Annotated in this window: 21 protein-coding genes; 15 read left to right on the top strand and 6 right to left on the bottom strand. The window is 61.2% G+C overall.

Annotation, left to right across the window (positions count from 1 at the left end):
• Window positions 1–65 precede the first annotated feature (65 nt).
• Genes BLR80_RS03285 through dusB form a run of 3 tightly spaced genes read right to left on the bottom strand, consistent with a single transcriptional unit; the run spans window position 66 to window position 3640 of the window.
• On the bottom strand, window positions 66–1520 hold the full coding sequence (locus BLR80_RS03285) for a sigma-54-dependent transcriptional regulator (protein ID WP_092076244.1): 1455 nt from the start codon (window positions 1518–1520) through the stop codon (window positions 66–68).
• A gap of 24 nt (window positions 1521–1544) precedes the next feature.
• Entirely contained in the window at window positions 1545–2654 is a 1110-nt protein-coding gene (locus tag BLR80_RS03290; RefSeq protein ID WP_092076246.1) for a two-component system sensor histidine kinase NtrB, read from the bottom strand.
• The gene (gene dusB / locus BLR80_RS03295) at window positions 2651–3640 is read right to left on the bottom strand and encodes a tRNA dihydrouridine synthase DusB (protein WP_245691313.1); all 990 of its coding nucleotides are present in this window, start codon (window positions 3638–3640) and stop codon (window positions 2651–2653) included. The genes BLR80_RS03290 and dusB overlap by 4 nt, the downstream gene beginning before the upstream one ends.
• Window positions 3641–3951: 311 nt before the next feature.
• On the opposite strand from dusB, the gene BLR80_RS03300 reads away from it, so the two are divergent.
• The 6 genes from BLR80_RS03300 (at window position 3952) to BLR80_RS03325 (ending at window position 9066) form a co-directional block, all read left to right on the top strand.
• Complete coding sequence (locus tag BLR80_RS03300; RefSeq protein ID WP_092076248.1) at window positions 3952–5265, top strand: citrate (Si)-synthase; 1314 nt, start codon at window positions 3952–3954, stop codon at window positions 5263–5265.
• A gap of 190 nt (window positions 5266–5455) precedes the next feature.
• Window positions 5456–6679, top strand: a complete 1224-nt coding sequence (locus BLR80_RS03305; protein WP_245691315.1) for an ABC transporter substrate-binding protein — start codon at window positions 5456–5458, stop codon at window positions 6677–6679.
• Between the two features lie 19 nt (window positions 6680–6698).
• Window positions 6699–7394 carry a GTP-binding protein gene (locus BLR80_RS03310; RefSeq protein ID WP_092076252.1) on the top strand — a complete coding sequence of 232 codons (696 nt, stop codon included), beginning with the start codon at window positions 6699–6701 and terminating at the stop codon, window positions 7392–7394.
• Complete coding sequence (locus BLR80_RS03315) at window positions 7391–8404, top strand: ATP-binding cassette domain-containing protein (RefSeq protein WP_092076254.1); 1014 nt, start codon at window positions 7391–7393, stop codon at window positions 8402–8404. Before BLR80_RS03310 ends, BLR80_RS03315 begins: the two co-directional genes overlap by 4 nt.
• 22 nt (window positions 8405–8426) lie before the next feature.
• The gene (locus BLR80_RS03320; protein WP_092076256.1) at window positions 8427–8678 is read left to right on the top strand and encodes a hypothetical protein; all 252 of its coding nucleotides are present in this window, start codon (window positions 8427–8429) and stop codon (window positions 8676–8678) included.
• A gap of 58 nt (window positions 8679–8736) precedes the next feature.
• Entirely contained in the window at window positions 8737–9066 is a 330-nt protein-coding gene (locus BLR80_RS03325) for a nitrous oxide-stimulated promoter family protein (RefSeq protein ID WP_092076258.1), read from the top strand.
• Window positions 9067–9139: 73 nt separating this feature from the next.
• Here the strand turns inward: BLR80_RS03325 and amrA are convergent, their stop codons facing one another.
• Window positions 9140–9718: an AmmeMemoRadiSam system protein A gene (gene amrA / locus BLR80_RS03330; RefSeq protein WP_092076260.1), complete on the bottom strand. Its 579-nt coding sequence runs from the start codon at window positions 9716–9718 to the stop codon at window positions 9140–9142.
• Window positions 9719–9787: 69 nt separating this feature from the next.
• Window positions 9788–11602 carry a translational GTPase TypA gene (typA, locus tag BLR80_RS03335; RefSeq protein ID WP_092076466.1) on the bottom strand — a complete coding sequence of 605 codons (1815 nt, stop codon included), beginning with the start codon at window positions 11600–11602 and terminating at the stop codon, window positions 9788–9790.
• A 94-nt stretch (window positions 11603–11696) separates the two neighbouring features.
• Here typA and BLR80_RS03340 point away from each other — a divergent pair, with 94 nt between their 5' ends.
• The 5 genes from BLR80_RS03340 to guaA all read left to right on the top strand — a co-directional run bounded on the left by BLR80_RS03340 (window position 11697) and on the right by guaA (window position 17953).
• A complete protein-coding gene (locus tag BLR80_RS03340; protein WP_092076262.1) occupies window positions 11697–12260 on the top strand; it encodes a hypothetical protein in 564 nt (187 codons plus the stop codon).
• Window positions 12261–12340: 80 nt separating this feature from the next.
• The gene (miaB, locus tag BLR80_RS03345; protein ID WP_092076264.1) at window positions 12341–13750 is read left to right on the top strand and encodes a tRNA (N6-isopentenyl adenosine(37)-C2)-methylthiotransferase MiaB; all 1410 of its coding nucleotides are present in this window, start codon (window positions 12341–12343) and stop codon (window positions 13748–13750) included.
• A complete protein-coding gene (locus BLR80_RS03350) occupies window positions 13750–14820 on the top strand; it encodes a M42 family metallopeptidase (RefSeq protein WP_092076468.1) in 1071 nt (356 codons plus the stop codon). The genes miaB and BLR80_RS03350 overlap by 1 nt, the downstream gene beginning before the upstream one ends.
• Before the next feature lie 78 nt (window positions 14821–14898).
• Window positions 14899–16371, top strand: a complete 1473-nt coding sequence (guaB, locus tag BLR80_RS03355; RefSeq protein ID WP_092076266.1) for an IMP dehydrogenase — start codon at window positions 14899–14901, stop codon at window positions 16369–16371.
• Between the two features lie 19 nt (window positions 16372–16390).
• Entirely contained in the window at window positions 16391–17953 is a 1563-nt protein-coding gene (gene guaA, locus BLR80_RS03360) for a glutamine-hydrolyzing GMP synthase (RefSeq protein ID WP_092076470.1), read from the top strand.
• A 67-nt stretch (window positions 17954–18020) separates the two neighbouring features.
• On the opposite strand, the gene BLR80_RS03365 is transcribed toward guaA, so the two are convergent.
• Window positions 18021–18296, bottom strand: a complete 276-nt coding sequence (locus BLR80_RS03365; protein WP_092076268.1) for a ComEA family DNA-binding protein — start codon at window positions 18294–18296, stop codon at window positions 18021–18023.
• Between the two features lie 85 nt (window positions 18297–18381).
• Here BLR80_RS03365 and gmhB point away from each other — a divergent pair, with 85 nt between their 5' ends.
• From gmhB to dnaE, 4 genes are all read left to right on the top strand, one after another.
• Window positions 18382–19008 carry a D-glycero-beta-D-manno-heptose 1,7-bisphosphate 7-phosphatase gene (gene gmhB / locus BLR80_RS03370; protein WP_245691317.1) on the top strand — a complete coding sequence of 209 codons (627 nt, stop codon included), beginning with the start codon at window positions 18382–18384 and terminating at the stop codon, window positions 19006–19008.
• Between the two features lie 118 nt (window positions 19009–19126).
• Window positions 19127–20497: a phosphohexomutase domain-containing protein gene (locus BLR80_RS03375; RefSeq protein WP_092076271.1), complete on the top strand. Its 1371-nt coding sequence runs from the start codon at window positions 19127–19129 to the stop codon at window positions 20495–20497.
• Window positions 20498–20510: 13 nt separating this feature from the next.
• Window positions 20511–21104, top strand: coding sequence for a Maf family protein (locus BLR80_RS03380; protein WP_092076273.1), 594 nt, complete (start codon window positions 20511–20513; stop codon window positions 21102–21104).
• Between the two features lie 69 nt (window positions 21105–21173).
• Window positions 21174–24647, top strand: coding sequence for a DNA polymerase III subunit alpha (gene dnaE / locus BLR80_RS03385; RefSeq protein WP_092076275.1), 3474 nt, complete (start codon window positions 21174–21176; stop codon window positions 24645–24647).
• The last annotated feature ends 113 nt before the right edge of the window (window positions 24648–24760 follow it).

Genomic DNA, 24760 nt, shown 5'->3' on the forward strand with positions numbered 1-24760 from the left:
AGAAAAACAGCCAAAACCCTTGAGCGGGCTTTGGCTGTTTTTTCGTGCGTTGCATGCCGCCCGGCTCAGGTCGGCTCCGTTGTCACCCCGTCGTTACGGCCCGCTTCCAGGCCGAGCAGGCGGATTTTTTTGCGCAGGGTGTTGCGGTTGATGCCCAGCACCTCGGCGGCGCGCAGCTGATTGCCGCGGGTTTTTTCCAGTACGATGCGCAGCAGGGGGCGCTCCATCTGTTCAAGGACCATGGTGTAAAGGTCGTTGATCTCCTCAATCTCTTTTTGTAACAGGGCGCTGCGCAACTTGTTGGCGATGAGGGTTTCCAGGCCATCGTCCTCAACCGGATCGCTCTGGTCCCGCAGTACCGGAAAATCGCTCAGCTGTAGCACCTGGTTCTGACTCAGCAGGCAGGCGCGCTGCACCGTGTTTTCCAGTTCGCGTACGTTGCCGGGCCAGGTGAAGTTCTGCAAACCCTGCAAAGCCGCAGCGCTGCAGCCGTGGATGTGGGTGTGAAACTCCTGATTGGCGCGCTGGATAAAGAAGTCGACCAGTAGGGGGATGTCCTCCGGGCGCTGGCGCAGGGGTGGCAGTTGAATCGGGACGACGTTGAGCCGGTAGAACAGATCCTCACGGAATTCGCGGGTGGCAACGCGTTGCTGCAGATCCTGGTTGGTGGCGGCGACGATGCGGACATCAATGGGAATGGCACGATTGCCACCCATGCGGCTGATTTCCCGTTCCTGTAGCACCCGAAGCAGCTTGGCCTGTAGCTCCAGCGGCATATCGCCGATTTCGTCGAGAAAAATGGTACCACCGCTGGCCTGCTCGAATTTGCCGATCTTGCGTTCCGCAGCGCCGGTGAAGGCGCCTTTTTCGAAGCCGAACAGCTCGCTTTCCAGCAGTTCGCGGGGGATGGCGGCGCAGTTGAGGGCGACGAAAGGCTGCCCCAGGCGATTGCTGTTCTGGTGGACGGCGCGGGCAACAAGCTCCTTGCCCGTTCCGGATTCACCGGTGATCAGAACGGTGATGTCCGATGCCGCCACTCGGCCGAGCAGTTTGTAGACCTCCTGCATCGGTTGACTGGTGCCGATCAGGGTGCGCTCACTGCGCTGCTGCTCCTTGACGGCCGATTGCAGCCGCTCGACCTCGTGGCGTGTGCGCACCAGTTCCTGGGCCTTCAGCAGCAGGGCTTCAAGCATGTCGAGATCGAAGGGTTTGGTGATGTAATCATAGGCACCGCGCTTCATGGCCTCGATGGCGTTTTTCATCGAGGATTCGGCGGTCATGATGATGACGGGCAACTGGGGCCACTGCTGCCGGATGTCATCGAGCAACTCCAGACCGGAACGGTCGGGCATCTTGATGTCCAGCAGGGCTAGATCGTAGGTCTTGTGTTGCAGCCGGTCGAGGGCAGCGGCGGCGCAATCCGCCAGGTCAACCTGCAGCCCATGCCGGCCGAGGGCCTTGGCCAGCACCCAGCGCAGACTTTCCTCGTCGTCGACCACCAATACCTGTTGTAGTGCCATAAAGGGATTCCTTGCTGTTGATGTCTAGGCGGCCGGCAGGGGACGAAAGGGCAGATAAACGCTGCAGCAGGTTCCATGATCGGGGACGCTGTCAAACTGCAACAGGCCGTCATGATCGTAGACGATTTTCTGGCACAGCGCCAGCCCCAGCCCGGTACCCTGAGCCTTGGTGGTATAGAACGGTGTGAAAATGTTGGCCAGGTTCTCCGGCGGGATGCCACAGCCGCTGTCCTGGATCTGGACCAGCACAAAGGGGCATGGTGATTCGCCGGGCCGGACCAGGTGCTGGTCCGGGTCGATGCAGCTGCGGATTCGGATATGACCACCGCCGGTGCAGGCTTCGATAGCGTTTTTGATCAGGTTGAGAAACAGGCGAGGTAGCAGAGCGGGGTCGCCGGCGATGGCCGGCAGGCTGGGATCGAGTTGCAATTCAAATTGCAGGTGCGCAGCAGCTTCAGACTGTTTCTGCAACAACACCAGTTCAGCCAGCAGGCGGTTGATATCAACAGCGGCCGTGCGGCTGGGGCGGGGCTGCGTCAGGCGCATCAGCTCCTCGATGATCTGATTGACGCGGTTGCTTTCCTTGATCATGATCGCTGTGTAGTCAAGCAGTTGCGGCCGGTCAGCCAGTTCCAGCGACAACAGCTGGGCGGCACCCTTGATCCCGCCCAGGGGGTTGCGGATTTCGTGGGCCAGGCCGGCTGCCAGAGTGCCGAGCATGGCCAGACGGTCAGCACGCTGGATCTCCTGCTCCAATTGGCGCTGATAGGCGGCATTGCGCAGGCTCAGGATCACGCCTTCGATCCTGCCGTTGCGGTCATACAGGGGGGTGGCGCAGGCACTTGCCGGCACTGGTGGTGTTGGTGGTCGTTCCAGCAGCAGGCTGTCCCGATCGGTTACCGAGCGACCGGAGGTCAGGACCGCAGTGACCAGATGAAGGATGCCCGGTGAGGCGGCAAAGATCTGCTGCAGTGGACTGCCAACGGCCTGGCGACGGGACAGCCCGGTCAGGGCTTCGGCGGCCGGGTTGAACAGCAGCACGCGGCTGCTGCAGTCAACAGCGATAATGGCTTCGCTGAGATTTTCCAGAATGGCGATGGGCAGTTCCGCCGTGTTTGACGAAGGCAGGCTCATGGACGGTCGCGCAGGAAGAAGTGGTGGATCAGGTGGCGCAGCTGCAGTAGGCTCTGACAGCTGTTGACCTGCAGCCGGAAGTCACTGGCACCGTCGATACCGCGCGCGTACCAGCACAGATGTTTGCGTATGTCGAGGCAGCCTTGACGCTCCCCCAACAGCTGGCAGTTCAGTTCCAGATGTTCCAGGGCGGTCTGGCCGCGTTCGGCCAGGCTGGGCGGTGCCGGTGGTGCCGGATGGTTGAGGGCCAGGATATCGCGAATCAGCCAGGGATTGCCATAGCCGCCACGACCGATCATGACCGCGTCGCACAGTTGCTGCGTCAGCAGGTGGCGGGCGGCCTCAGCGGTGAAAATATCGCCACTGGCGATCAACGGGATCTGCAGGTGGGGCCTGAGTATCGCGAAGTGGTTCCAGTTGGCCTGGCCGCCAAAGCCCTGACAGCGGGTGCGTGGATGCAGGATGAGCGCGTCGGCGCCCTCGTCCTGCACAATGGTGGCGATTTCAGCAAAGTTGAGTTGTTGCAGATCCCAGCCGGAACGGATTTTGATTGTCAGAGGCCGCTGGCAGGCCTGCCGTACGGCGCGGACAATCCGACTGACCTGGGCCGGATCGCGCAGCAGGGCACTGCCGGCGCCGCTGCGGATAACCTTGCGTACCGGGCAACCCATGTTGATGTCGATGCAGTCAGCCTGGTCTTGGCAACGCCGAACCGCCTCGGCCAGCACTGCCGGATCGTCGCCGAATAGCTGGAGGGCAAAAGGGCGTTCTTCCTCGGCATGGTCCACCAGCTCCCAGGTTTTGCTGCCGGCCCGGATCAGGCCGTTGGCGCTGATCATTTCCGAGTAGAGCAGGGCGGCACCGGCGCGCTTGTGAATCAGACGGCAGGCGGTGTTGTTGACCCCCGCCATAGGAGCCAAAATAACGTTGTTTTGTAATATCAGGGAGCCAAGCTGCAGTGGCTGAATCAGAATTGAGCGGGTCATAAGCTTTAAACTATAGCACGCGTGAAGCCGTCTGGGGAAGCTGAAAAGGCTTGGATTCTGGGTCGGTCGATTGGAAGCGGAGCTGGACACTGTATACAAAAATACCCTTGACGCCCCCTGGGGAGTTTGTTAAAACCCTATTTGAGTTTGCGCGGCTTCGGTTCTGCCGCGCGGGCCTGACGTTGAACATGGCAATCCGATGGAGTCGTGAAAGGTGTCGGTCTCTGTTGTCGGGGGATGCGGAGATCGGGCCTCTGTAGTCGTATGGTGGTATTTCCCACCTGTGTTCATTCCATTATAAGGAGAGAAACATGTCCACATTGAAAGACGTCCTGAAGAAGAAGATTGACGCGCACCGCCCGCGGACCACTCGCCTGGTAAAAGAGTTCGGTGACGTGAAACTGGGTGACGTTACCATCAGCCAGGCCATCGGTGGCGCCCGTGGCATCAAGTGCCTGGTCACGGACATCTCCTATCTCGACCCGATGGAAGGCATCCGTTTCCGCGGTATGACCATCCCTGAGACTTTTGCCGCACTGCCGAAAGTTCCGGGCAGCGACTATCCCTACGTAGAAGGTTTCTGGTGGCTGCTGCTGACCGGCGATGTGCCGACTATGGAGCAGACCCTGGAAGTTGTAGAAGACTGGAAGAGCAAAGCTGCTCTGCCTCAGTACGTCATCGACGTGCTGCGTGCTCTGCCCCGCGACTCTCACCCGATGGTTATGTTCTCCGCCGGTATCGTTGCCATGCAGCGTGAGTCCGTATTTGCTAGTAACTATGCTGCCGGCAAATTCAACAAGATGACCTGCTGGGAAGACATGCTGGAAGACGCCAACAATCTGATGGCGAAACTGGGTCCTCTCGGTGCTTACATCTACCGCATGAAGTACAAAGGTGACGTGCATATCGCCGCCGATCCGAACCTGGACATGGGTGGTCAGTTCGCTCACATGATTGGCCAGAGCGACGAGTACAAAGACGTTGCCCGTATGTACTTCATCCTGCACTCTGACCACGAGTCCGGTAACGTTTCGGCTCACACCACTCACCTGGTTGCTTCGGCTCTGTCTGACGCCTACCTGTCATACTCCGCAGGTATCAACGGTCTGGCTGGTCCTCTGCATGGTCTGGCCAACGAGGAAGTTCTCCGCTGGACCCAGAACTTCATGGCTAAACTGGGCGGCAAGGTGCCCACCGAGGAAGAACTGAAAGCCGCTCTGTGGGATACGCTCAACAGCGGACAGGTTATCCCGGGTTACGGCCACGCCGTTCTGCGCAAAACCGACCCGCGTTACACCTCGCAGCGTGAGTTCTGCCTCAATACGCCGGGCCTCGCTGAGTACCCGCTGTTCCAGCTGGTCAAGATGATCTTCGAAGTGGCTCCGGGCGTCCTGCTTGAGCACGGCAAAGCCAAGAACCCCTGGCCGAACGTTGATGCGCAGTCCGGTGTTATCCAGTGGTACTACGGTGTTACCCAGTACGAGTTCTACACGGTTCTGTTTGGTATCGGCCGTGCGCTGGGTTGTCTCGCCAACATCACTTGGGACCGCGCTCTGGGTTATGCCATCGAGCGTCCCAAGTCGGTTACCACCGCCATGCTGGAAGCCGCAGCCGGCATCAAGTAATCGATTCGATTCTAGGTACACTGTGATGTTTTATGAGCGCCCCCTTTGGGGGCGCTTTTTTTTTGGACTGTTGCGTGATGCTCCTTGGCCGCCGCAGGATTTAGGGATTCTTTTTTCTGTCAAATCTTGATGGCTGTCAAATACCGCCGGTGCCTCAACGGTTAGTGTCCTAGGCAAGGAGGATCGAACGATGACAACAGTACATGAAGACATGACCTTACAGCAGCTGCTGGAGATTCAACCTCAGGTCCGGCAGCTTTTTGTTGCTCATGATCTGGCGGCGCTGGTGACGCCCGATTTTCTGGCTGCGGCAGGCCGTTTTCTGACCCTACGTTCGGCGTTGGCCCAACAGGGGCGCTGCAGTGCAACCTTCGTCGAATTGCTGCGGCAGCAGGGCCAACGAGAGGCCGCTCTTGAAGCTGGACTGTATAACGGCGGTGCCCCGGTAGGACTGGGGCAGAAGCGGGTTGAGGCCCTTGGCCTGCTGCCTTGTCCGGTGCGTTTGCCGGTGCTGGAAGCCTTTGACGGACTGCGTCGCCGGCTGGCGGAGGTCCAGGGCCTGGAACTTGAGGGACGGTTCGAAGCGGCGGCTGTCGGAGCCGACTGGATGGCGCAGCTGTTGCGGCAGCGCGGCGACGTGGCGCAGTGGCCCGATCTGATTGTGTCGGCTGGCTTTGATCTGCTGTTTGACCGGCAGCTGTTGGGGCCTGAGCCTCAGCGCCACTTTCAGGCTCTGGCGCCTGCCGGTGTGTATCCGCAGCTTGCCGGACACGATTGGCAGGATCCGGCCGGAATCTATACCCCCTTTGCCCTGGTGCCGGCCGTGTTCATGGTCGATCGGCGGGCCCTGGGGGGGCTGCCGGTGCCGCACGGCTGGGCAGATTTGCTGCAGCCCGCATATGCCGGTCGGGTGGCCGTGCCGGTCGGCGATTTTGATCTGTTCAATGCCATTTTGCTGACCATTCAGCGCGATTTTGGCGACGAGGGGGTGCGGCAACTGGGTCGTGCCCTGCAGAGCAGTGCCCACCCGGCCCAGTTGGTGGCCGACGCCCGGCAGAGCGCGGCTGCTCCGGCGGTGACGATTCTGCCCTATTTCTTTACCCGGATGGCCGGCAATATCCCCGGAGTTGAGATTGTCTGGCCGGACGATGGCGCGATTGTCAGCCCCATCTTCATGCTGCTGCGACGCCAGAACTGGGAGGACATCCGGCCGGTGGCCGAATTCTTTGCCGGGGTTGAGGTTGGCACTCTGCTGGCCCACAAGGGTCTGTTTCCGGCGCTGCATCCGCAGGTGGATAACCGGCTGCCTCCACAGGCACCGCTGAAGTGGCTGGGCTGGCAGCAGATCTATCACCAGGACGTGCCGGCCTTGCTGCGCCATTGCCTGGATCAGTTTGGCCAGGCGGCGGCCTGATCCCACCAAAGGAGGATTTATGCGCTTTGTTACCGTGGCAGGACCTCCGTCATCGGGCAAGACGGCGGTGATTCTGCAAACCCTGCTGGCCCTGCGTCAGCGCGCGATTGCCGCCGGTGTGGTGAAGTTCGACTGTCTGCACACTGATGATGATGCGCTCTATGCCCAGCGCGGCATTGTCGTGCGCAAGGGCCTGTCGGGCGGGCTCTGCCCCGATCATTATTTTGTCAGCAATGTCGAGGCTGTCGTGGATTGGGGACGGCAGCAGCAACTGCAGCTGCTGGTCAGTGAAAGTGCCGGTTTGTGCAACCGCTGTGCTCCCCATATTCATGGGGTGCTGGCGGTCTGCGTTATCGACAATCTCAGCGGTATCGGCACACCCCAGAAGATTGGCCCGATGCTCAAGACGGCGGATGTGGTCGTCATCACCAAGGGCGACGTTGTTTCCCAGGCCGAGCGCGAGGTGTTTGCCGCCCGCGTACGGCGTGTCAACCCGGCGGCGAAGATTCTTCATGTCAATGGCCTCACCGGCCAGGGGGCCTTCGAACTCTCGACCCTGTGGCAACAGGCCCCGGACGATGTGGCGTTAGCCGACCAGACCTTGCGTTATCCCATGCCATCGGCCCTCTGTTCCTACTGCCTGGGAGAGACCCGCATCGGCAAGGCCTATCAGTTGGGCAATGTGCGGGATCTGCATCTGAAGGAGGACGCATGAAGAGCGTGCCACTGCAGCAACAAACCTTTAGCGAATTGCGCCAGAGCTGTCCGGCCCTGTTCGATTTTTTTGCCGGTCAACAGCTGGCAGTCCCTGCGGAAGAGCTGCGGCTGGAGACCTATCTGGCCCAGCTGTCGACCTCTCCGGCGCAGGCAGCGCAGATAGCCGCGCTGAACGCCTATGTTGCGGCCCTGCAGTCTCTGCAGGGGGACCGGTTCCGTTTGACCGCGCTCCATATCAGCGGCGGACGCGACAAAAACGGTCAGGCCGAGGCGCTGGATTTGCAGCTGGTGCCGGGAGAGGTCATCTGTCTGGTCGGGCCGACGGGCTCGGGCAAGAGCCGCTTTTTGGCCGATATCGAGTGGATGGCCCAAGGGGATACGCCGACCGGCCGTCGCTTGCTGGTCAATGGTCAATCCCCCGATCCCGCCTGGCGGTTTTCCCCGGAACACAAGCTGGTGGCGCAGTTGTCGCAGAATATGAACTTTGTCATGGATCTGAGCGTGGCAGAGTTTGTCCGTTTGCATGCGGAAAGCCGTCTGCTGCCCGATGCTGAGCAAAAGGTGGCACAGGTGATTGCCCAGGCCAATGCGCTGGCGGGTGAAGGCTTCAGCGGCGAAACCGCAGTAACCGCCCTCAGTGGTGGCCAGTCGCGGGCTCTGATGGTGGCGGATACGGCCTTGCTGAGTCAGTCGCCCATCGTGTTGATTGACGAAATTGAGAACGCCGGCATTGATCGCCGCCGGGCGCTGAAGCTGCTGGTGCGTGAGGAAAAAATTGTGCTGATGGCGACCCACGATCCGATTCTGGCGCTGATGGGCAGTCAGCGGCTGGTGTTCCGCCAGGGCGGTGTGGCGCAGGTGCTGCAGACCAGTCGTGCCGAGCAGGAACAGTTGGCGGCGCTGGAGGCTTATGATCAACGCTGGCTCAACTGGCGCAACCGTATCCGCAGTGGCGCGCGCCTGGAGCAACTCGACAGCGAGACAGACCCTTATTTAGACGGTTTTTAACTTCTTTGAAGGAGATTAGGCCATGCATGAAGGTTGTAACGGCAATTTCGCCACGGGACGGGAGATTGTGCGCAAACTGCGTGCCATGGGGTTCAGCGCCATGGCCTTGCCGCAGCCGCTGCGGTTGACCTGTGAGGCCTGTGGTCAGGTTTTTGTCATGCAAACCTGTGAGGATCGCTGTAGTCAGTGCGGTCTGACCTACGGTGTGACACCCTGCCATGCCCAGGATCCGGCGGCCGTGCGCGCTGCCGGACCGGCGGATGCGCTGGATTGAAGGCGAGCCGCGTCAGGCGCGAAGGATGTGGCTATGGCGAGGGGCAAAGACGGCAGCCATGGCGCGACAGCGGCGGCTGCGCAGGGATGCGCGGGTGCTGCATGCCTTCATCGGGGTTTACTGTCAGCGGCACCATCAGCCACAGGGCGACAGTCATTGCGGCACGGCGGCGGGCTGGCACTACTGCCCGCAATGCTGGGAACTGTTGCAGTACGCCCTGCAGCGGGGCAAGCACTGCCGGCTTGATCCCAAGCCGGCCTGCAAGGATTGCCCGGTACACTGTTATGCACCGGACAAGCGCCAGCGCATCCGGCAGGTGATGGGCTTTGCCGGCCAGCATTTTATCCGCCGCGGCCGGCTGGATTGGCTGTGGCACTATTTTTTCTAACCGGCCGGCTGCCGCCTGATTGTCGTCGGGGAACGCTTGAACGGGGAAGAAAAAGCGGGGCAGGGGGAAGCTTTTAGGCGACGCTGTCAGCTTCGGTTGGCAGCCCCTCGCCAAACACCTGGGCACTGAAGATGTAGATGTCGGTATCCTCATCGCGCCAGGCACTGGTTGGCAGACCGGCCTTGATACAGGTCTGGTCGAGAAAACAGTGGCGGTCCCAGCCGTGCTCGGTAGCCACCTGGGGCAGCAGCACACCGCGATAGAAATCCTTTTCCAGATAGATGCCGTGCCGGCCGATTTCGATCTGATCGATGTTGCTGATCTTTTCCAGGGCAGAAAGCACCGAGATCTCCAGTCGGCACTGGCCGAGTTCCTGGGCGCCGAGCGGGTAGAAACGCGGGTCTTTGGTTGCGGCAGCCAACGCCATTTCGGCGACATTCTTGTACAGCGGCTGCTCCGACTGGAAATTGCCGATACAGCCGCGCAGCTGGTTCTTCAGTTTCAGGCTGACAAAGCAGCCGCGTTTGAGATTAAGTCGCCGTTCCTCGCGCGGAACAATATGCAGTTCGCCCTCGGCGAGATACTGGCCGATGGCCGAACGTGCGATTTCGAGCAGCACGTGCTGCTCACGCGGATTGAGTTGTTCGTCCACAAATCCTCCCCGGGCCGGCCCGGCGCCGCGCCGTTGTCTTGGCTGCCTGCAGCGCCGCGCCTTCAGCCTCTAGCCTTTTTTGCGTTTTTCTTCTTTCTTGCGGTCGTTCTCGTCGAGAATCTTCTTCCGCAGCCGGATCGACTTCGGTGTTACCTCGACCAGTTCGTCTTCGTCAATATACTCCAGTGCCTGCTCCAGCGACAAGATGCGCGGTGGTGTCAGGCGGATGGCGTCGTCACTGCCGGAAGCCCGCACGTTGGTCAGTTTTTTGCCTTTGCTGGTATTGACCACCAGATCGTTTTCCTTGGCGTGCTGGCCGACAATCATGCCGGCATAGACCCGGATACCCGGGCCAACGAACAGAATGCCGCGGTCCTGCAGGTTGAATAGGGCGTAGCCGACGGTTTCGCCGGCCTCCATGGCGATGAGAACGCCGTTCTTGCGGCCCTCAATCTCGCCCTTGTAGGGGGCGTAGTGCGCAAAGCTGTGGGCCATGGTGCCGGTGCCGCGGGTGTCGGTAAGAAACTCGGTGCGGAAGCCGATCAGGCCACGCGCCGGGATGTGAAATTCCAGCCGGTTGATGCCGTCCATCGGTTTCATCGACAGCATTTCGGCCTTGCGTTGGCCCAGCTTCTCGATCACGGTGCCCTGAAACTCCTCCGGCACGTCAATGCACAGATATTCGATGGGTTCGAGGCGCTCGCCGTTTTCCTCACGGAAGATCACCTGCGGCTTGGATACCGCCAGCTCGAAGCCCTCGCGCCGCATGTTTTCGATCAGAATCGACAGATGCAACTCGCCACGACCGGAGACCTTGAAGGTGTCGGTCTGGTCGGTTTCCTCCACCCGCAGGGACACGTTGGTGCGCAGCTCGCGCTGCAACCGCTCGTAGATGTTGCGCGAGGTGACGTATTTGCCTTCCTGGCCGGCGAAGGGCGAGCTGTTGACGATGAAGTTCATCGACAGGGTCGGTTCGTCGATGTTGACATAGGGCAGGGCGATGGGGTTGGCGCTGTCGGCGAGGGTTTCGCTGATGCGCACATCGTCGAAGCCGGCGATGGTGACGATCTCACCGGCTCCGGCCTGCTCAATGGCGATTTGTTGCAATCCCTGATAACCGATCAGTTTCGAAATGCGGCCACGGCTGATGTTGCCGTCCTTGTCGATACGGGCCAGGGTCTGACCTTCGCGCACGGTGCCGTTGAAGATTTTGCCGGTGGCGATGCGGCCGATGTAGTCATTGTAGTCGATGCTGGTGACCAGAAACTGGAACGGTGCTGCCGCGTCGCCGCCGGGTGCCGGTACGCGGTCGCGGATGGTTTCAAACAGCGGATCAAGATTGTCGCCGGTGTCATCGGGTTCGAAACGGGCGTAACCGCTCTTGGCGCTGGCAAAGACGATGGGGAAGTCGAGCTGCTGCTCGTTGGCGTCGAGTTCGCAGAACAGGTCGAACACCATGTCAACCACCTCGCGCGGGCGGGCGCCGGGCCGGTCGATCTTGTTGATGACCACGATGGGCCGCATGCCCAGATCGAGAGACTTCTTCAGCACGAAACGGGTCTGTGGCATGGGTCCGTCGAAGGCGTCAACCAGCAGCAGGACCGAGTCGACCATTTTCAGTACCCGTTCCACCTCGCCGCCAAAGTCCGCGTGGCCCGGTGTGTCGACCACATTGATACGCAGGCCCTTGTATTCGATGGACAGATTCTTCGACAGGATGGTGATGCCGCGCTCGCGCTCCAGATCGTTGCTGTCCATGATGCGCTCGGTAATCACCTGGTTGGCGCGGAAGATGCCGGATTGGCGCAGCATGGCGTCCACCAGCGTGGTCTTGCCGTGGTCAACGTGAGCGATAATGGCAATGTTGCGGATCTGTTGGGTCATGGGGCCGATCTCCTTGGGGCTGTTCAGCGAGGCGGGTTCGTGGTATGAAGCGGGCAAAACCGCGACACCATACACGAAGGACTTTTCCTTGACCATGTTTTTTTCTGCTGCTCGTCCTGCCGCCCAAACTCTTACCGTCGCTGATTTTGTCGCGGCACGGCAGCGTGCCTGCTGGCAGGGGCGGCCGGCACCGCGCTGCTTTGTCTGGCGCCAGCGCTGGCGACTGTTGTGGGCCGCGCTGGTGGCGTTATTGGCCACCGGCTGGCTGGGGCTGGGCCTGCAGCTGTGGCGCGAGCGGGGGGGGCTGATCTGGCTGTTGCTGCCCTTGGCGCTGTTGCTGGCGGGGCTGGCCGGTTCCGTTGGCCGGTTGCTGGCGGCGCGCCTGGAATGGGAACAGGTTCTCTATGTGCTGACCGCCGATCAGTTACTGGTGCGCTGCGGTCTGCTGCGCAGTCGGCTGCTGAGCTTTCCGCTGGAACAACTCAGCTACCTGCGCGTGGAACCGCTGGGACCGCAGCTGAGCCATCTGTATCTTGAATTCGGCTCCCGTGCGCTGCGACTGAGTTGCCTGGAACACGGCGAGACCCTCTGGCGCCTGCTGCGTGCCCGCCTGGAGCCGGCCCCGGCTGCCGAGCCGGCGACGGACCTTTCACATTGACAATCATGCCCTGATCTGTTCTTATCGTCCAATTTTCCTGCCCGCCTCTCAGGGCGGAACCGCATCAGGTGACCGACCCCATGAACGACCCCACAGCTGGACCCATAGGCAGTAAAACCTTCTATCTGGAAACCTTCGGCTGCCAGATGAATCAGGTCGATTCCGAATGGATGACCTGCCTGCTCGGCCAGATCGGTTATCAGCCTGTTGCCAGCCCGGAACAGGCCGACCTGATTCTGCTCAACACTTGTTCGGTGCGTGATCGCGCCGAACGCAAGGTCTATGGCCATCTGGGCCGTTGCAAGCCGCTGAAGGATCGCAATCCGGCCCTGATTCTGGCCGTGGGCGGCTGTGTCGCCCAGCAGGAGGGTGAACAGCTGCTGCGCAAGGTGCCCTACCTCGATATCGTCTTCGGTACTCACAATGTGCATCGTCTGCCGCAGTTGGTGCAGGCTGTCGAACAGCGCCGCCGGCGCTGCTGTGAAACGGCCCAGTACCCCGGTGAGGCTCGTCTGGAACAGTTCCCGCGCCGCTTGCCGGCGGCGGGCGTGACCCGTTTTGTTACCATCATGCAGGGTTGTGACAACTTCTGCAGCTATTGCGTGGTGCCCTATGTGCGCGGTCGCGAGGTCAGCCGCCGCAGCGCCGCCGTGGTGGCCGAGGTGCGCGAGCTGGTGGCTCAGGGCGTGCGGGAAGTCACCCTGCTGGGGCAGAATGTCAATTCCTACGGTCGCAAGGGCTGCCCGGATATCTCCTTTGCCGAACTGCTCGAACAGGTGCACGCCATTGCCGGGCTGCGCCGACTGCGTTTTACCTCGTCCCACCCCAAGGATCTCTCGGTTGAGCTGATGGATTGCTTTGCCCGGCTGGAACGGCTCTGTCCTCATCTGCATCTGGCGGTGCAAAGTGGCAGTGACCGGGTGCTGCAGGCCATGGGGCGTGGTTACAGCCGTCAACAGTATATCGAGCTGGTGGCGCAACTACGCCAGCGCTGTCCGCAGATTCGCTTGACCACCGATCTGATTGTCGGCTTTCCCGGCGAAACCGCCGCCGATTTCGCGCAGACCCTCGACCTGGTCGAGCAGGTGCGCTTTGCCGATGCCTTTACCTTCCTCTATTCGCCCCGGCCGCAGATTCGTGCCTTGCAACTGCCCGATCCGGTACCGGCGGCGGAAAAGCAACGCTGGTTCGATGCCCTGTTGCGGCAGCAGAAGGCTATCAGCAGCGCCATCTGGCAGCAGGATGTCGGCCGGACGCAGCTGGTGCTGGTGGAGGGCGCGAGCAAGCGTGGCGCCGGTCAGCTGTTCGGGCGGACCCCCTGGAATCGCATCGTCAATTTCACTGGCCCGGCCGCTCTGGTGGGGCAGGAGGTCGCGGTGCGGATCGATCGCAGTCTCAACAATTCCCATCTCGGTCGGCTGGCTGCCGCGTCAGACGACCAGAATGCTGTTGCCCTACAACCGCCCAAGGAGTTTGCCGCATGTCCGTGATGCACCCTGATCATCTTGCTTTACTGGCCGAGCTGATTCGTACGCCCAGCCCGTCCGGTTTTGAACAGCCGGTCCAGCGCGTCATTCGCCGCACCCTCGAAGGTGTCGCCGATGAGGTGCGCACCGATGTCCTGGGCAATGTCATCGCCCGACTGGCGGGGCCGCAGCCCGATTGCCCGCGGGTGATGCTGGCCGGTCATTGCGACGAAATCGGCTTCATGGTGCGCCATATTGATGACAGGGGCTTTGTCTACTTCGCGCCCATCGGCGGGGTCGATGTGCATCTGGTGCCGGGCCAGCGGTTGCAGGCTCATACCGCCGAGGGTCCGTTGCTGGGGGTGGTTGGCCGCAAGCCGATCCATCTGCTCGAAGCCAAGGAACGCGAAACCCTGGCCAAATTCAAGGATCTGTTTGTTGATTTCGGTTTTGCCGACGGCGAGCAGGCCCGCGCCCGGCTGGCCATTGGTGACCCGCTGACCTTCGCGGTTGAGCTCGAGCGCCTGCAGGGTGACCTGGTGACGGCCCGCGCCTTCGATGACAAGATGGGGGCCTTTATCGTTACCCGCGTGTTGCAGGAGGTGCGGCGACGGGGCACGGCGGCGGTGGAACTGTTCAGTGTGACCACGGTGCAGGAAGAGATTGGCCTGCGCGGTGCCGCCGCCAGCGTCTATGGCGTGCAGCCGGATATCGCCATCGCGGTCGATGTCGGTTTTGCCAGCGATTATCCCGGAGTTGATGCCAAGGAGCTGGGTGAAGCGCGTCTCGGCGGTGGCCCGTTGCTGGCGCGTGGCGCCAACATCAATCCGCAGCTGTTTGCCCTGCTGTGCGAGACGGCACGGCAGGAGAACATTCCGGTGCAGATCGTGGCCGCGCCGCGTGCCACCGGCACCGACGCCAACGTGATGCAGCTCTCCCGTGGCGGCGTGGCCACGGCGCTGGTCAGTGTGCCGTTGCGCTATATGCATTCGCCGGTGGAGGTGCTGTCGCTGGCCGATATCGAGGCTACCATCGCCCTGCTCAGCGCCACCCTGTGCCGCATCCGCGAGCGTGGCGCGTTTATTCCACAGTGATCTGCGGCCGGCGGCCCGCTGCCGGCGGCTGTGCTGTTTTTTGTGACCGACCCGAACACGAACCAAAGGAGATCCCCCATGCTTGATTCCGATTTGCGCGAAGGACTGACCTTTGACGATGTCCTCCTGATTCCGGCTCATTCCGACGTGTTGCCCAAGCAAGTGGATCTGACCACCCAGCTGACAGCGCGCATTCCCCTCAATATCCCGCTGATGTCGGCGGCGATGGACACCGTAACCGAGGCCCGCACGGCCATCTGCATGGCGCGCGAAGGCGGCATCGGTGTCATTCACAAGAACCTCACGCCTCAGGAACAGGCGCTGGAGGTGGATCAGGTGAAGAAATCGGAAAGCGGCATGATCGTCGATCCCATTACCATGGAGCCGCAACAGAAGATCTACGAGGCATTGCAGCTGATGGAGAAGTACCGCATCTCCGGGGTGCCGGTGACCAAAAACGGCAAGCTGGTCGGGATTCTGACCAATCGCGACCTGCGCTTTGAAACCAAGCTCGATCAGCCCATCGAAAACGTGATGACCAAGGAAAACCTGGTCACGGTGCCACCGGGCACCACGCTGGAGGAAGCCAAGTTCCACCTGCACAAGCACCGCATTGAGAAACTGCTGGTGGTGGATGAGGATTTCGCCCTCAAGGGCCTGATCACCATCAAGGATATCGAGAAGGTGCGCAAGTATCCGCTGGCCTGCAAGGACGAGTTCGGCCGCCTGCGTGCCGCCGCAGCAGTCGGTGTCGGCGGTGACTGTTACGAGCGCATCGAGCTGCTGCTCAAGGCCGGTGTCGATGCCTTGGTGGTCGATACCGCCCATGGTCATTCCCAGGGCGTGCTCGACGCCGTGGTCGAGATCAAGCGCAGTTATCCCAATCTGCAGATCATCGCCGGCAACATTGCCACCGCGGATGCCGCTGCCGCCCTGATCAAGGCCGGTGTCGACGCGGTCAAGGTCGGCATCGGGCCCGGCTCCATCTGCACCACCCGCGTGGTCGCCGGTGTTGGTGTGCCACAGATCACCGCCATCGCCGATGTGGCCCGGGTGACCCAGCGCGCCGGTATTCCGCTTATCGCAGACGGTGGCATCAAGTATTCCGGTGAGTTGCCCAAGGCCATCACCGCCGGGGCCGATGTCATCATGATCGGTTCGCTGTTTGCCGGTACCGACGAGTCGCCGGGCGAGACCATTCTCTATCAGGGGCGCACCTACAAGTCCTATCGCGGCATGGGCAGTCTGGGCGCAATGAAACGCGGCAGCAAGGACCGTTATTTTCAGGGCGATGTCGAAAGCGAGGTTAAGCTGGTGCCCGAGGGCATCGAAGGTCGCGTACCCTATCGTGGCACCCTGTCAGCCAACATCCATCAGCTGATTGGCGGACTGCGGGCTGGCATGGGCTACACCGGCTGCCGCACCATCAAGGAGCTGCAGGGCAAGGCGCGTTTCATGCGCATTACCAATGCCGGCCTGCGCGAATCCCATGTTCACGATGTCAATATCACTCACGAGGCGCCCAACTACCGGGTCGAGCGGCCGAGCTAGGTCCGGCGGAAGGAGAAACCTGTTCATGGACCTGCACAGCGAAAAAATCCTGATTCTCGACTTCGGCTCGCAGTACAGTCAGCTCATTGCCCGGCGGGTGCGCGAGGCCCACGTCTATTGCGAACTGCACCCCTTCGATATGGCGATCACCGCCATCCGCGCCTTTGCGCCGCGCGGTATCATTCTCTCCGGCGGTCCCAAGTCGGTCTACGAAGCGGGCGCGCCGGCCATTGCCGAGGAGCTGTTTGAGCTGGGCGTGCCGGTGCTGGGCATCTGCTACGGCATGCAGCTGATGACACGTCATTTTGGTGGCCAGGTCGTGCCGGCCGGCAAGCGCGAGTACGGTCATGCCGAGCTGCAGGCCCTGGGTACGCCGGGATCGCTGTTCGACGGCTTTTTTGTCGAAGGCAAAAGCCCGGTGTGGATGAGCCACGGCGACCATGTGGCGCGGGTGGCCGAGGGCTTCGAGGTGGTGGCGGCGACGGATAACGCGCCGGTCTGTGCCATCCAGCAGGTTGAACGCCAGCTCTATGGCGTCCAGTTCCATCCCGAGGTCAACCACACGCCGCGCGGCGAACTGCTGATTGATACCTTTGTGCGGCGGATCTGCCGTTGCAGCGGCCAGTGGACACCGGGCCAGATCATTGAGGATGCCATTGGTCGCATCCGCGCCCAGGTGGGTGACGAGCAGGTCATTCTGGGGCTGTCCGGTGGCGTGGATTCGTCGGTCGCCGCCGCCCTGATCCATCGCGCCATCGGCGACCAGCTGACCTGTGTTTTTGTCGACAATGGTCTGCTGCGCCTCAACGAAGGCGATCAGGTCATGCAGACCTTCGCCGACAACCTGGGGGTGCGGGTCATTCGCGTCGATGCCGAGGACCGTTTTCTGGCAGCCCTGGCCGGCGTGACCGATCCGGAACAAAAACGCAAGATTATTGGCGGTCTGTTTGTCGATCTGTTCGAGGAGCAATCGAAACTGCTGCCCGCCGCCCGCTGGCTGGCACAGGGCACCATCTATCCCGATGTCATCGAATCGGCTGGCGCCAAGACCGGCAAGGCGCACAACATCAAGAGCCATCACAATGTGGGTGGCCTGCCCGACTACATGCAGCTCAAGCTGCTGGAGCCCCTGCGAGAACTGTTCAAGGACGAGGTGCGCGCCATCGGCGAGGAACTGGGCCTGCCCCGTGCCATGGTCTGGCGCCATCCGTTTCCGGGCCCGGGCCTGGGAGTGCGGATTCTGGGTGAGGTGAAGAAGGAATACGCCGACATCCTGCGGCAGGCCGACGCCATCTATATTGAGGAACTCTACCGCAGTGGCCACTATGACAAGATCAGCCAGGCCTTTGCTGTTTTTCTGCCGGTCAAGAGCGTCGGTGTCATGGGCGACGGCCGCACCTACGAATATGTGGTGGCCCTGCGCGCAGTGGAAACCCGCGATTTCATGACTGCCGGCTGGTACCCCATGCCTTACGCCGATCTGGCCCGCATCAGCAACCGCATCATCAACGAGGTCAGGGGCGTCAACCGCGTGGTTTACGATATTTCCAGCAAGCCGCCGGCCACCATTGAGTGGGAATAGATCACCGCTGTCGCCACCAAGGAGGTCGGAGGGCCGCCACAGCGACCCTCCGACAGTGCTGCCGCGCTTATTGCAGACACACCTGCGGAGCAATCTTCTCCAGTGATTTTGCACCGATGCCCTGAACCTGACACAGTTGGTCGACGCTGGTGAAGGCGCCATGCTGTTCGCGGTAGGCAACGATCTTTTCCGCCGTTTTTTCGCCGATGCCCTTGATTTCCTGCAGCTGGACAATGGTGGCGCTGTTGATGTTGACGGGCACTGTTGCCCACAGGGTCAGCGGCGCGCTGAGCAGCAGGACGAGCAGCAGGACGGTGAGACGGCGATAAAGAGGTTTGACCATGGTATGACTCCTTTCGTGGAAAAAGAATAAAGAAAAAACCAACACGAACAGGAGCAAATCTTAGCTCCGGATCATGACTTGTAAAGTGTTAAAGGAAGTTTTTTTTACAGCGGAAGCCGTGCCACTGCGGCCGGCGGTTTTTCTTGATCGCGATGGCACCCTCAATGAAGAGGTTGACTATCTGTGGCGCGAGGAGGATCTGCGGCTGCTGCCGGGTGTGCCCCAGGCCTTGGCGGCTTTGCGCCAGGCTGGTTTTGTGCTGGTGGTGGTAACCAATCAGTCGGGTGTGGCGCGGGGTTTTTTTGAGCCGGCGGATGTCGAGCGGCTGCACGCGGCCATGCAGCGGCGTTTGCAGGCTGCCGGTGCGGCGCTGGACGCCTTCTATTTTTGTCCCCATCACCCGACGACAGGGCGGCCGCCCTATGTGCAGGACTGTGCCTGCCGCAAGGGCCGGCCGGGTATGCTGCTGCAGGCGGCGGCGGATCTGCACCTTGATCTGGCCGCGTCCTACATGATTGGCGATAAGGAAGCCGACCTGCAGGCCGGGGTGGCGGCTGGCTGCCGACCGCTGCTGGTGCTGACCGGCTATGGTGCCGAGAGCCTGCGCCGCTTGCGCCACCAGGGTGTTGAACCCTGCGTGTTTGCCGATCTGGCGGCCGCGGCCCATGCCATTCTTAATGGCGGCTGTCCACCGGCCTCGACCGCATCCTGACCACCGCCGGCGGTTGACCTGCTTCGGTCGGACAGGTAGACTGCCCCGGCAGCGCGTGTCAGTCGCGTCACTTTTTCCCCCTTCCTTTTTTTCGGACCCCTATTTCACGAGGCCCCGCATGAATCTGACCTGTTTTAAAGCCTACGATATCCGTGGACGCATTCCTGATGAACTGGATGAGGAGGTGGTGTACCGGATCGGTCGCGCTTACGCTGAATTTGTCAGGCCGCAGCGGGTGGTGGTGGGCCACGATGTGCGGCTGACCAGCCCGTTGCTGAGCCAGGCTCTGTGTCTTGGCCTTACCGAGGCTGGTGTCGATGTCTATGATATCGGCCTCTGTGGAACCGAAGAGGTCTATTTTGCCACCTTCCATGAGCAGATGGATGGCGGCATCATGATCACCGCCAGTCACAACCCGATGGATTACAACGGCCTGAAACTGGTGCGGCAACAGGCGCAGCCCATCAGTGCCGATACCGGTCTGCAGCAGATTCGGCAGCTGGCCGAGGCGGGCGATTTTGAGGATCCGCACCGTTTCGGCAACGTGGAGCCCCTGGATGTGCGGGCGGCCTATATCAACCACCTGCTGACCTATGTCGACAGCCGGCTGCTGCCACAAGGCCGGATTGTTGTCAATGCCGGTAATGGCTGTGCCGGTCCGGTGCTTGATGCCCTGGCGCCGCATCTGCCCTGCGAACTGGTGCGGGTCAACCACCAACCCGACGGTCGTTTCCCCAATGGCATTCCCAATCCGCTGCTGCCGGAAAATCGCAGCGCCACGGCTCAGGCGGTGCTCGATCATCAGGCCCTGGCCGGCATCGCCTGGGATGGCGATTTTGACCGTTGTTTCCTGTTCGACGAAAAAGGCCAATTCATCGAAGGCTATTACATTGTTGGTCTGCTGGCCGAGGCGTTTCTGGCAAAGTATCCGGGCGCGAAAATCGTGCATGATCCGCGGCTGGTGTGGAATACCCTGGATATCGTTGCGGCCGGCGCGGGTCAGGCGGTGGAGAGCAAGTCGGGCCACGCCTTCATCAAGGAGCGGATGCGGCTGGAGAATGCCGTTTACGGTGGTGAAATGAGTGCCCACCATTACTTCCGCGATTTTTCCTATTGTGACAGCGGCATGATCCCCTGGCTGCTGGTGCTGGAACTGATAGCGCGCAGCGGCAAGCCTCTGTCGCAGCTGGTGGCGGAGCGCATCGCCGCCTATCCGGCCAGTGGCGAGATCAACCGCGAGGTGCAGCAGGCGGATGCCGCCCTGCAGGCCCTCAAGGCGCACTACCGTGACCAGGCCCAGGCGATTAACGAGGTGGACGGTCTGGGCATGGACTTTGGTCGCTGGCGCTTCAATCTGCGCAGTTCCAATACCGAACCGGTGGTGCGGCTGAATGTGGAATCGCGCGCCGATGTGGCGCTGATGGAGCAGAAAACGCGGGAACTGCTGCTCTGGCTCGACAGCTGGAACGCCCGTTGTCAGAACGCCTGAGCCCGGTTGCCCCATGAGCCGACAGCTGATTCTGGCCTCCACCAGCCCCTACCGGCGCCAGTTGCTGCGTCAGTTGGGGCTGCCATTTACAGCCGTGGCGCCTGATTTCGAGGAAGTGCTTGACCAGCAGATCGCGCCGGAACTGCTGGTCAAGCATCTGGCCGCCGGCAAGGCCCGCAGCCTGGCGCCGCGTTTTGGCGATGCCCTGATCATCGGTGCCGATCAGGTGCTGGTTGATCCGCGCGGCCAGGTTCTCGGCAAGCCCGGCGATTTGGCCGCAGCGCGTCGCCAGCTGCAGGTCATGGCCGGTAAACGCAGCTGTTTTTTTACTGGTCTGGCCCTGCTTGACAGTGCCAGTGGCGCCCTGCTCAGCGAGGTGGTGCGCTTTGAGGTGCAACTGCGCCCGCTGACCAGTGGCCAGATTGATGCCTATCTGCAGCGTGAGCGGCCCTTCGACTGCGCCGGCTCCTTCCGGATCGAGGGGCTGGGCATTGCCCTGATGGAACGGCTGGCCGGGGAGGACTACAGCAGCCTGATCGGTCTGCCGCTCATTGCCTTGACGCGGTTGCTGGCTGCCTGCCACTGCGACCCGCTGCAACCCTGCTGAATCCCCCCACGGTTTGTCATCTCCCGCTGTTTGTTGCCTCGAACCTGATCGCCTGGAAACCTGTGAGCCATGGAACACGCCCCCTTTGTTCATCTGCATCTGCACAGCCAGTACAGCCTGCTGGATGGTGCCATCCGCATTCCCGATCTGATCGATCACGTCAAGGCCCACCGCATGCCGGCGGTGGCGGTCACCGATCATGGCAACATGTTCGGTGCTGTTGAGTTTTATCTCAAGGCCACTGCCGCTGGTGTCAAGCCTATCATTGGCTGCGAGGTCTATGTGGCGCCGAGCAGCCGCTTTGATAAAAAGAACGCCCGTGGTTCCTCCGAGGCGTCCTATCATCTGGTGCTGCTGTGCCAGAATCAGACCGGTTATCGCAATCTCTGTCAGCTGGTCAGTGCTGCCTACCGTGAAGGCTTTTACTATCGGCCGCGTATCGACTGGGAGCTGCTGCGCCAGCACCATCAGGGCCTGATTGCCCTGAGTGCCTGCCTGGGGGGCGAAATTCCGACCCTGCTGCTGCTGGATCGGCCTGACGAGGCGCGCCAGCGGGCGCAGGAAATCGCCACGCTGTTCGATGATGAGCGCTTCTATCTGGAGTTGCAGGAAAACAACATCCCCGAACAGGCCAAGGCCAACGCCGGTCTGATTGAGCTGGGCCGCGAGTTGGGCCTGCCACTGGTGGCGACCAACGACTGCCACTATCTGACCCGCGAAGACGCCTATGCCCACGAGGTGCTGCTGTGCATCCAGACCGGCAAGACCATGGATGACGGCAAGCGCATGCGCTTCGCCAATGATGGCTTTTACGTGCGCAGCCCGCAGGAGATGGCGGCGCTGTTCGGTCATGTGCCCGAGGCCCTGAGCAACACCCTGGCCATTGCCCAGCGCTGCAACCTGACCTTCGATTTCAAGACCTATCACTTTCCGCAGTACGAAAAGCCGGCCGAGCAGACCCTCGACGAGGTGCTGCGTGAACAGGCCCAGGCCGGTTTGGAGGAGCGGCTCAGGGTGATCCGTCAACGGCGGCCCGAGTTCAGCGCCGAACAGGAGGCACTGTACCGTCAACGGCTTGAACGCGAACTTGATACCATTATCCAGATGGGCTTCCCCGGTTACTTTCTCATCGTTGCCGACTTTATCAACTGGGCCAAGGATCATGGCATTCCGGTGGGGCCGGGGCGTGGCAGCGCCGCCGGCAGCCTGGTGGCTTACGCCGTGCGCATCACCGACATCGACCCGATTCCCTACGACCTGCTGTTCGAGCGTTTTCTCAATCCGGAGCGGATCTCGATGCCGGATATCGACGTCGATTTCTGCATTTACGGCCGTGAGGAAGTCATCCGCTATGTGCAGAACAAGTATGGCGCAGAAAACGTCGCTCAGATCATCACCTTCGGAACCCTGGGTGCCAAGGGCGTGATCAAGGATGTCGGCCGCGCCCTCAATCTGCCCTACAACGAGGTCGATAAAATCTCCAAGCTGGTGCCGGCGGTGCTCAATATCAGCCTGACCGATGCCCTCAAGCAGGAACCGCGTATTCAGGAGCTGGCCAAGAACGATATCCGCATCAAGGAGCTGTTGCAAATTGCCCTGCGGCTGGAGGGGCTGACCCGCCATGCCTCGACCCATGCCGCCGGCGTGGTGGTGACACCCAAACCCTTGACGGACTATCTGCCGCTGTACACCGATCCGAAGTCGGGCGGGCAGGTAACCCAGTACGCCATGAGTTATGTCGAAAAGATCGGCCTGGTCAAGTTCGACTTTCTCGGCCTGAAAACCCTCACCGTTATCGCCAACGCCCTGCGGCTGATCCGTGCCCACAAGGCTCCCCAGTTTGATCTGGAACAGCTGGCCGATGACGATGCTGCAACCTATCAGCTGCTCAGTCGGGGCGATACCACCGGCGTGTTCCAGCTGGAATCCTCCGGCATGAAGGAGCTGCTGGTCAAACTCAAGCCCAGTTGCTTCGAGGATATCATTGCCGCCTGTGCCCTCTACCGGCCCGGCCCGTTGGGGTCAGGCATGGTGGACGATTTCATCCTGCGCAAGCATGGCAAGAAGAAGATCGTCTACGATTTTCCTCAGTTGGAACCGATCCTGCGCGACACCTATGGCGTCATCGTCTATCAGGAACAGGTCATGCTCATCGCTCAGGTGCTGGCCAATTATTCCCTTGGCGGCGCCGATCTGCTGCGCCGGGCCATGGGCAAGAAAAAAGCCGAGGAGATGGACAAGCAGAAGGAGCTGTTCCTGGCCGGGGCACGCGACAACAAGCTGGATGAAAAGAAGGCCGAGGCGGTGTTCGATCTGATGGCCAAATTTGCCGCTTACGGCTTCAACAAGTCGCATTCGGCGGCCTATGCCCTGATAGCCTATCAGACCGCCTATCTCAAGGCCCACTATCCAGTTGAGTTCATGGCGGCGCTGCTGACCGAGGATATGGAAAATACCGACAAGGTGATCAAGAACATCGCCGAGGTGCGTTCGATGGGGCTGCAGATTCTGCCGCCCGACATCAATGCGTCGGTGCGTTCCTTCACCGTGCATGACGAAGCCATCCGCTTTGGTCTGGGCGCGGTCAAGGGCGTGGGCAGTGCCGCCATTGACGCCATTCTGCAGGCGCGGCAGGCACAGCCGTTTAAGGATCTCTATGACTTCTGTGAGCGGGCCGATCTGACCAAGGTCAACAAAAAGGTGATTGAGGCGTTGATCTGCTGTGGCGCCTTCGACAACCTGGGCGGTCATCGCGCCCAGTACCTGGCGGCGCTGGAAGAGGCGATGGAGATCGGTCAGCGGCTGCAGCGGGAGCGGCAGATGGGCCAGGAATCCCTCTTTGGTCTCGACGAGATGCTCTCCGGTCCGAAGGGGGCCTATGCCCAACTGCCCGAGGTGGAGGCCTGGCCGGAAAAGGAACGGCTGCAACATGAAAAGCAGGCCCTCGGTTTCTACATCACCGGCCATCCCCTGGCCCGTTTTGCCGAAGACATCAAGCGGCTGGCCACCTGCGACAGCAGTGGCTTGACCGAGCTGAGCGATAAGGCCGAGGTGCGGCTGTGCGGCATGGTGGCCGCCAGCAAGGAGCTGGTGACCAAGAAGGGTGAGCGTATGGCTTTTATCACCCTGGAGGACTTGACCGGTTCGACCGAGGTGGTGGTCTTTCCCGAGGCTTTTCAGGCGGCCGTTGATCTGCTGGCTGCCGAGGAGCCGTTGATGGTGTTTGGTACCCTTGATGCCGGCGAGGAAAGCTGTAAGGTGCTGGCCAGTCAGATTCTGCCCTTGCACGAGGTCAAGCAGCGCCAGACCAGCCGGGTGCGTATCCGCCTGTCCACGCCAGGTCTGACCGAGGATCAGCTGCAGAGCCTCAAGCATACCCTGATGCGTTACAGCGGGGATTGCCCGGTGGAGTTGCAGATGGTGGTGCCCAATCGCAGTGAAACCCGCATCCAGATCGCGCCGGAACTGAGCGTGGTGGCCAGTGACGAACTGTCGCAGGCGGTGGAAAAATTGTTTGGCTATCCGGTTGTCACCTTCGAGTGATTCGGGTAGCATGGTCCGATTTTAAGCCAGTAAAAATTCGTTTTATTTTGCTGCTGTCGCAGCCTGCGCGGGTCTCTGACCGCTGCTGGCGCAGCAGGATACGGGAGAGCGCC

Source organism: Desulfuromonas thiophila (genome assembly GCF_900101955.1).
Lineage (GTDB): Bacteria > Desulfobacterota > Desulfuromonadia > Desulfuromonadales > Desulfuromonadaceae > Pseudodesulfuromonas > Pseudodesulfuromonas thiophila.

Excerpts from the sequence above, each read along its gene's own strand:
- BLR80_RS03300 (WP_092076248.1), top strand. The coding sequence starts at position 3,952 with ATGTCCACATTGAAAGACGTCCTGAAGAAGAAGATTGACGCGCACCGC.
- BLR80_RS03325 (WP_092076258.1), top strand. The coding sequence starts at position 8,737 with ATGGCGCGACAGCGGCGGCTGCGCAGGGATGCGCGGGTGCTGCATGCC.
- dnaE (WP_092076275.1), top strand. The coding sequence starts at position 21,174 with ATGGAACACGCCCCCTTTGTTCATCTGCATCTGCACAGCCAGTACAGC.
- BLR80_RS03375 (WP_092076271.1), top strand. The coding sequence starts at position 19,127 with ATGAATCTGACCTGTTTTAAAGCCTACGATATCCGTGGACGCATTCCT.
- BLR80_RS03285 (WP_092076244.1), bottom strand. The coding sequence starts at position 1,520 with ATGGCACTACAACAGGTATTGGTGGTCGACGACGAGGAAAGTCTGCGC.
- miaB (WP_092076264.1), top strand. The coding sequence starts at position 12,341 with ATGAACGACCCCACAGCTGGACCCATAGGCAGTAAAACCTTCTATCTG.
- BLR80_RS03320 (WP_092076256.1), top strand. The coding sequence starts at position 8,427 with ATGCATGAAGGTTGTAACGGCAATTTCGCCACGGGACGGGAGATTGTG.
- dusB (WP_245691313.1), bottom strand. The coding sequence starts at position 3,640 with ATGACCCGCTCAATTCTGATTCAGCCACTGCAGCTTGGCTCCCTGATA.
- BLR80_RS03315 (WP_092076254.1), top strand. The coding sequence starts at position 7,391 with ATGAAGAGCGTGCCACTGCAGCAACAAACCTTTAGCGAATTGCGCCAG.
- BLR80_RS03380 (WP_092076273.1), top strand. The coding sequence starts at position 20,511 with ATGAGCCGACAGCTGATTCTGGCCTCCACCAGCCCCTACCGGCGCCAG.
- BLR80_RS03290 (WP_092076246.1), bottom strand. The coding sequence starts at position 2,654 with ATGAGCCTGCCTTCGTCAAACACGGCGGAACTGCCCATCGCCATTCTG.
- typA (WP_092076466.1), bottom strand. The coding sequence starts at position 11,602 with ATGACCCAACAGATCCGCAACATTGCCATTATCGCTCACGTTGACCAC.
- BLR80_RS03350 (WP_092076468.1), top strand. The coding sequence starts at position 13,750 with ATGCACCCTGATCATCTTGCTTTACTGGCCGAGCTGATTCGTACGCCC.
- BLR80_RS03305 (WP_245691315.1), top strand. The coding sequence starts at position 5,456 with ATGACAACAGTACATGAAGACATGACCTTACAGCAGCTGCTGGAGATT.
- BLR80_RS03340 (WP_092076262.1), top strand. The coding sequence starts at position 11,697 with ATGTTTTTTTCTGCTGCTCGTCCTGCCGCCCAAACTCTTACCGTCGCT.
- BLR80_RS03310 (WP_092076252.1), top strand. The coding sequence starts at position 6,699 with ATGCGCTTTGTTACCGTGGCAGGACCTCCGTCATCGGGCAAGACGGCG.
- BLR80_RS03365 (WP_092076268.1), bottom strand. The coding sequence starts at position 18,296 with ATGGTCAAACCTCTTTATCGCCGTCTCACCGTCCTGCTGCTCGTCCTG.
- guaB (WP_092076266.1), top strand. The coding sequence starts at position 14,899 with ATGCTTGATTCCGATTTGCGCGAAGGACTGACCTTTGACGATGTCCTC.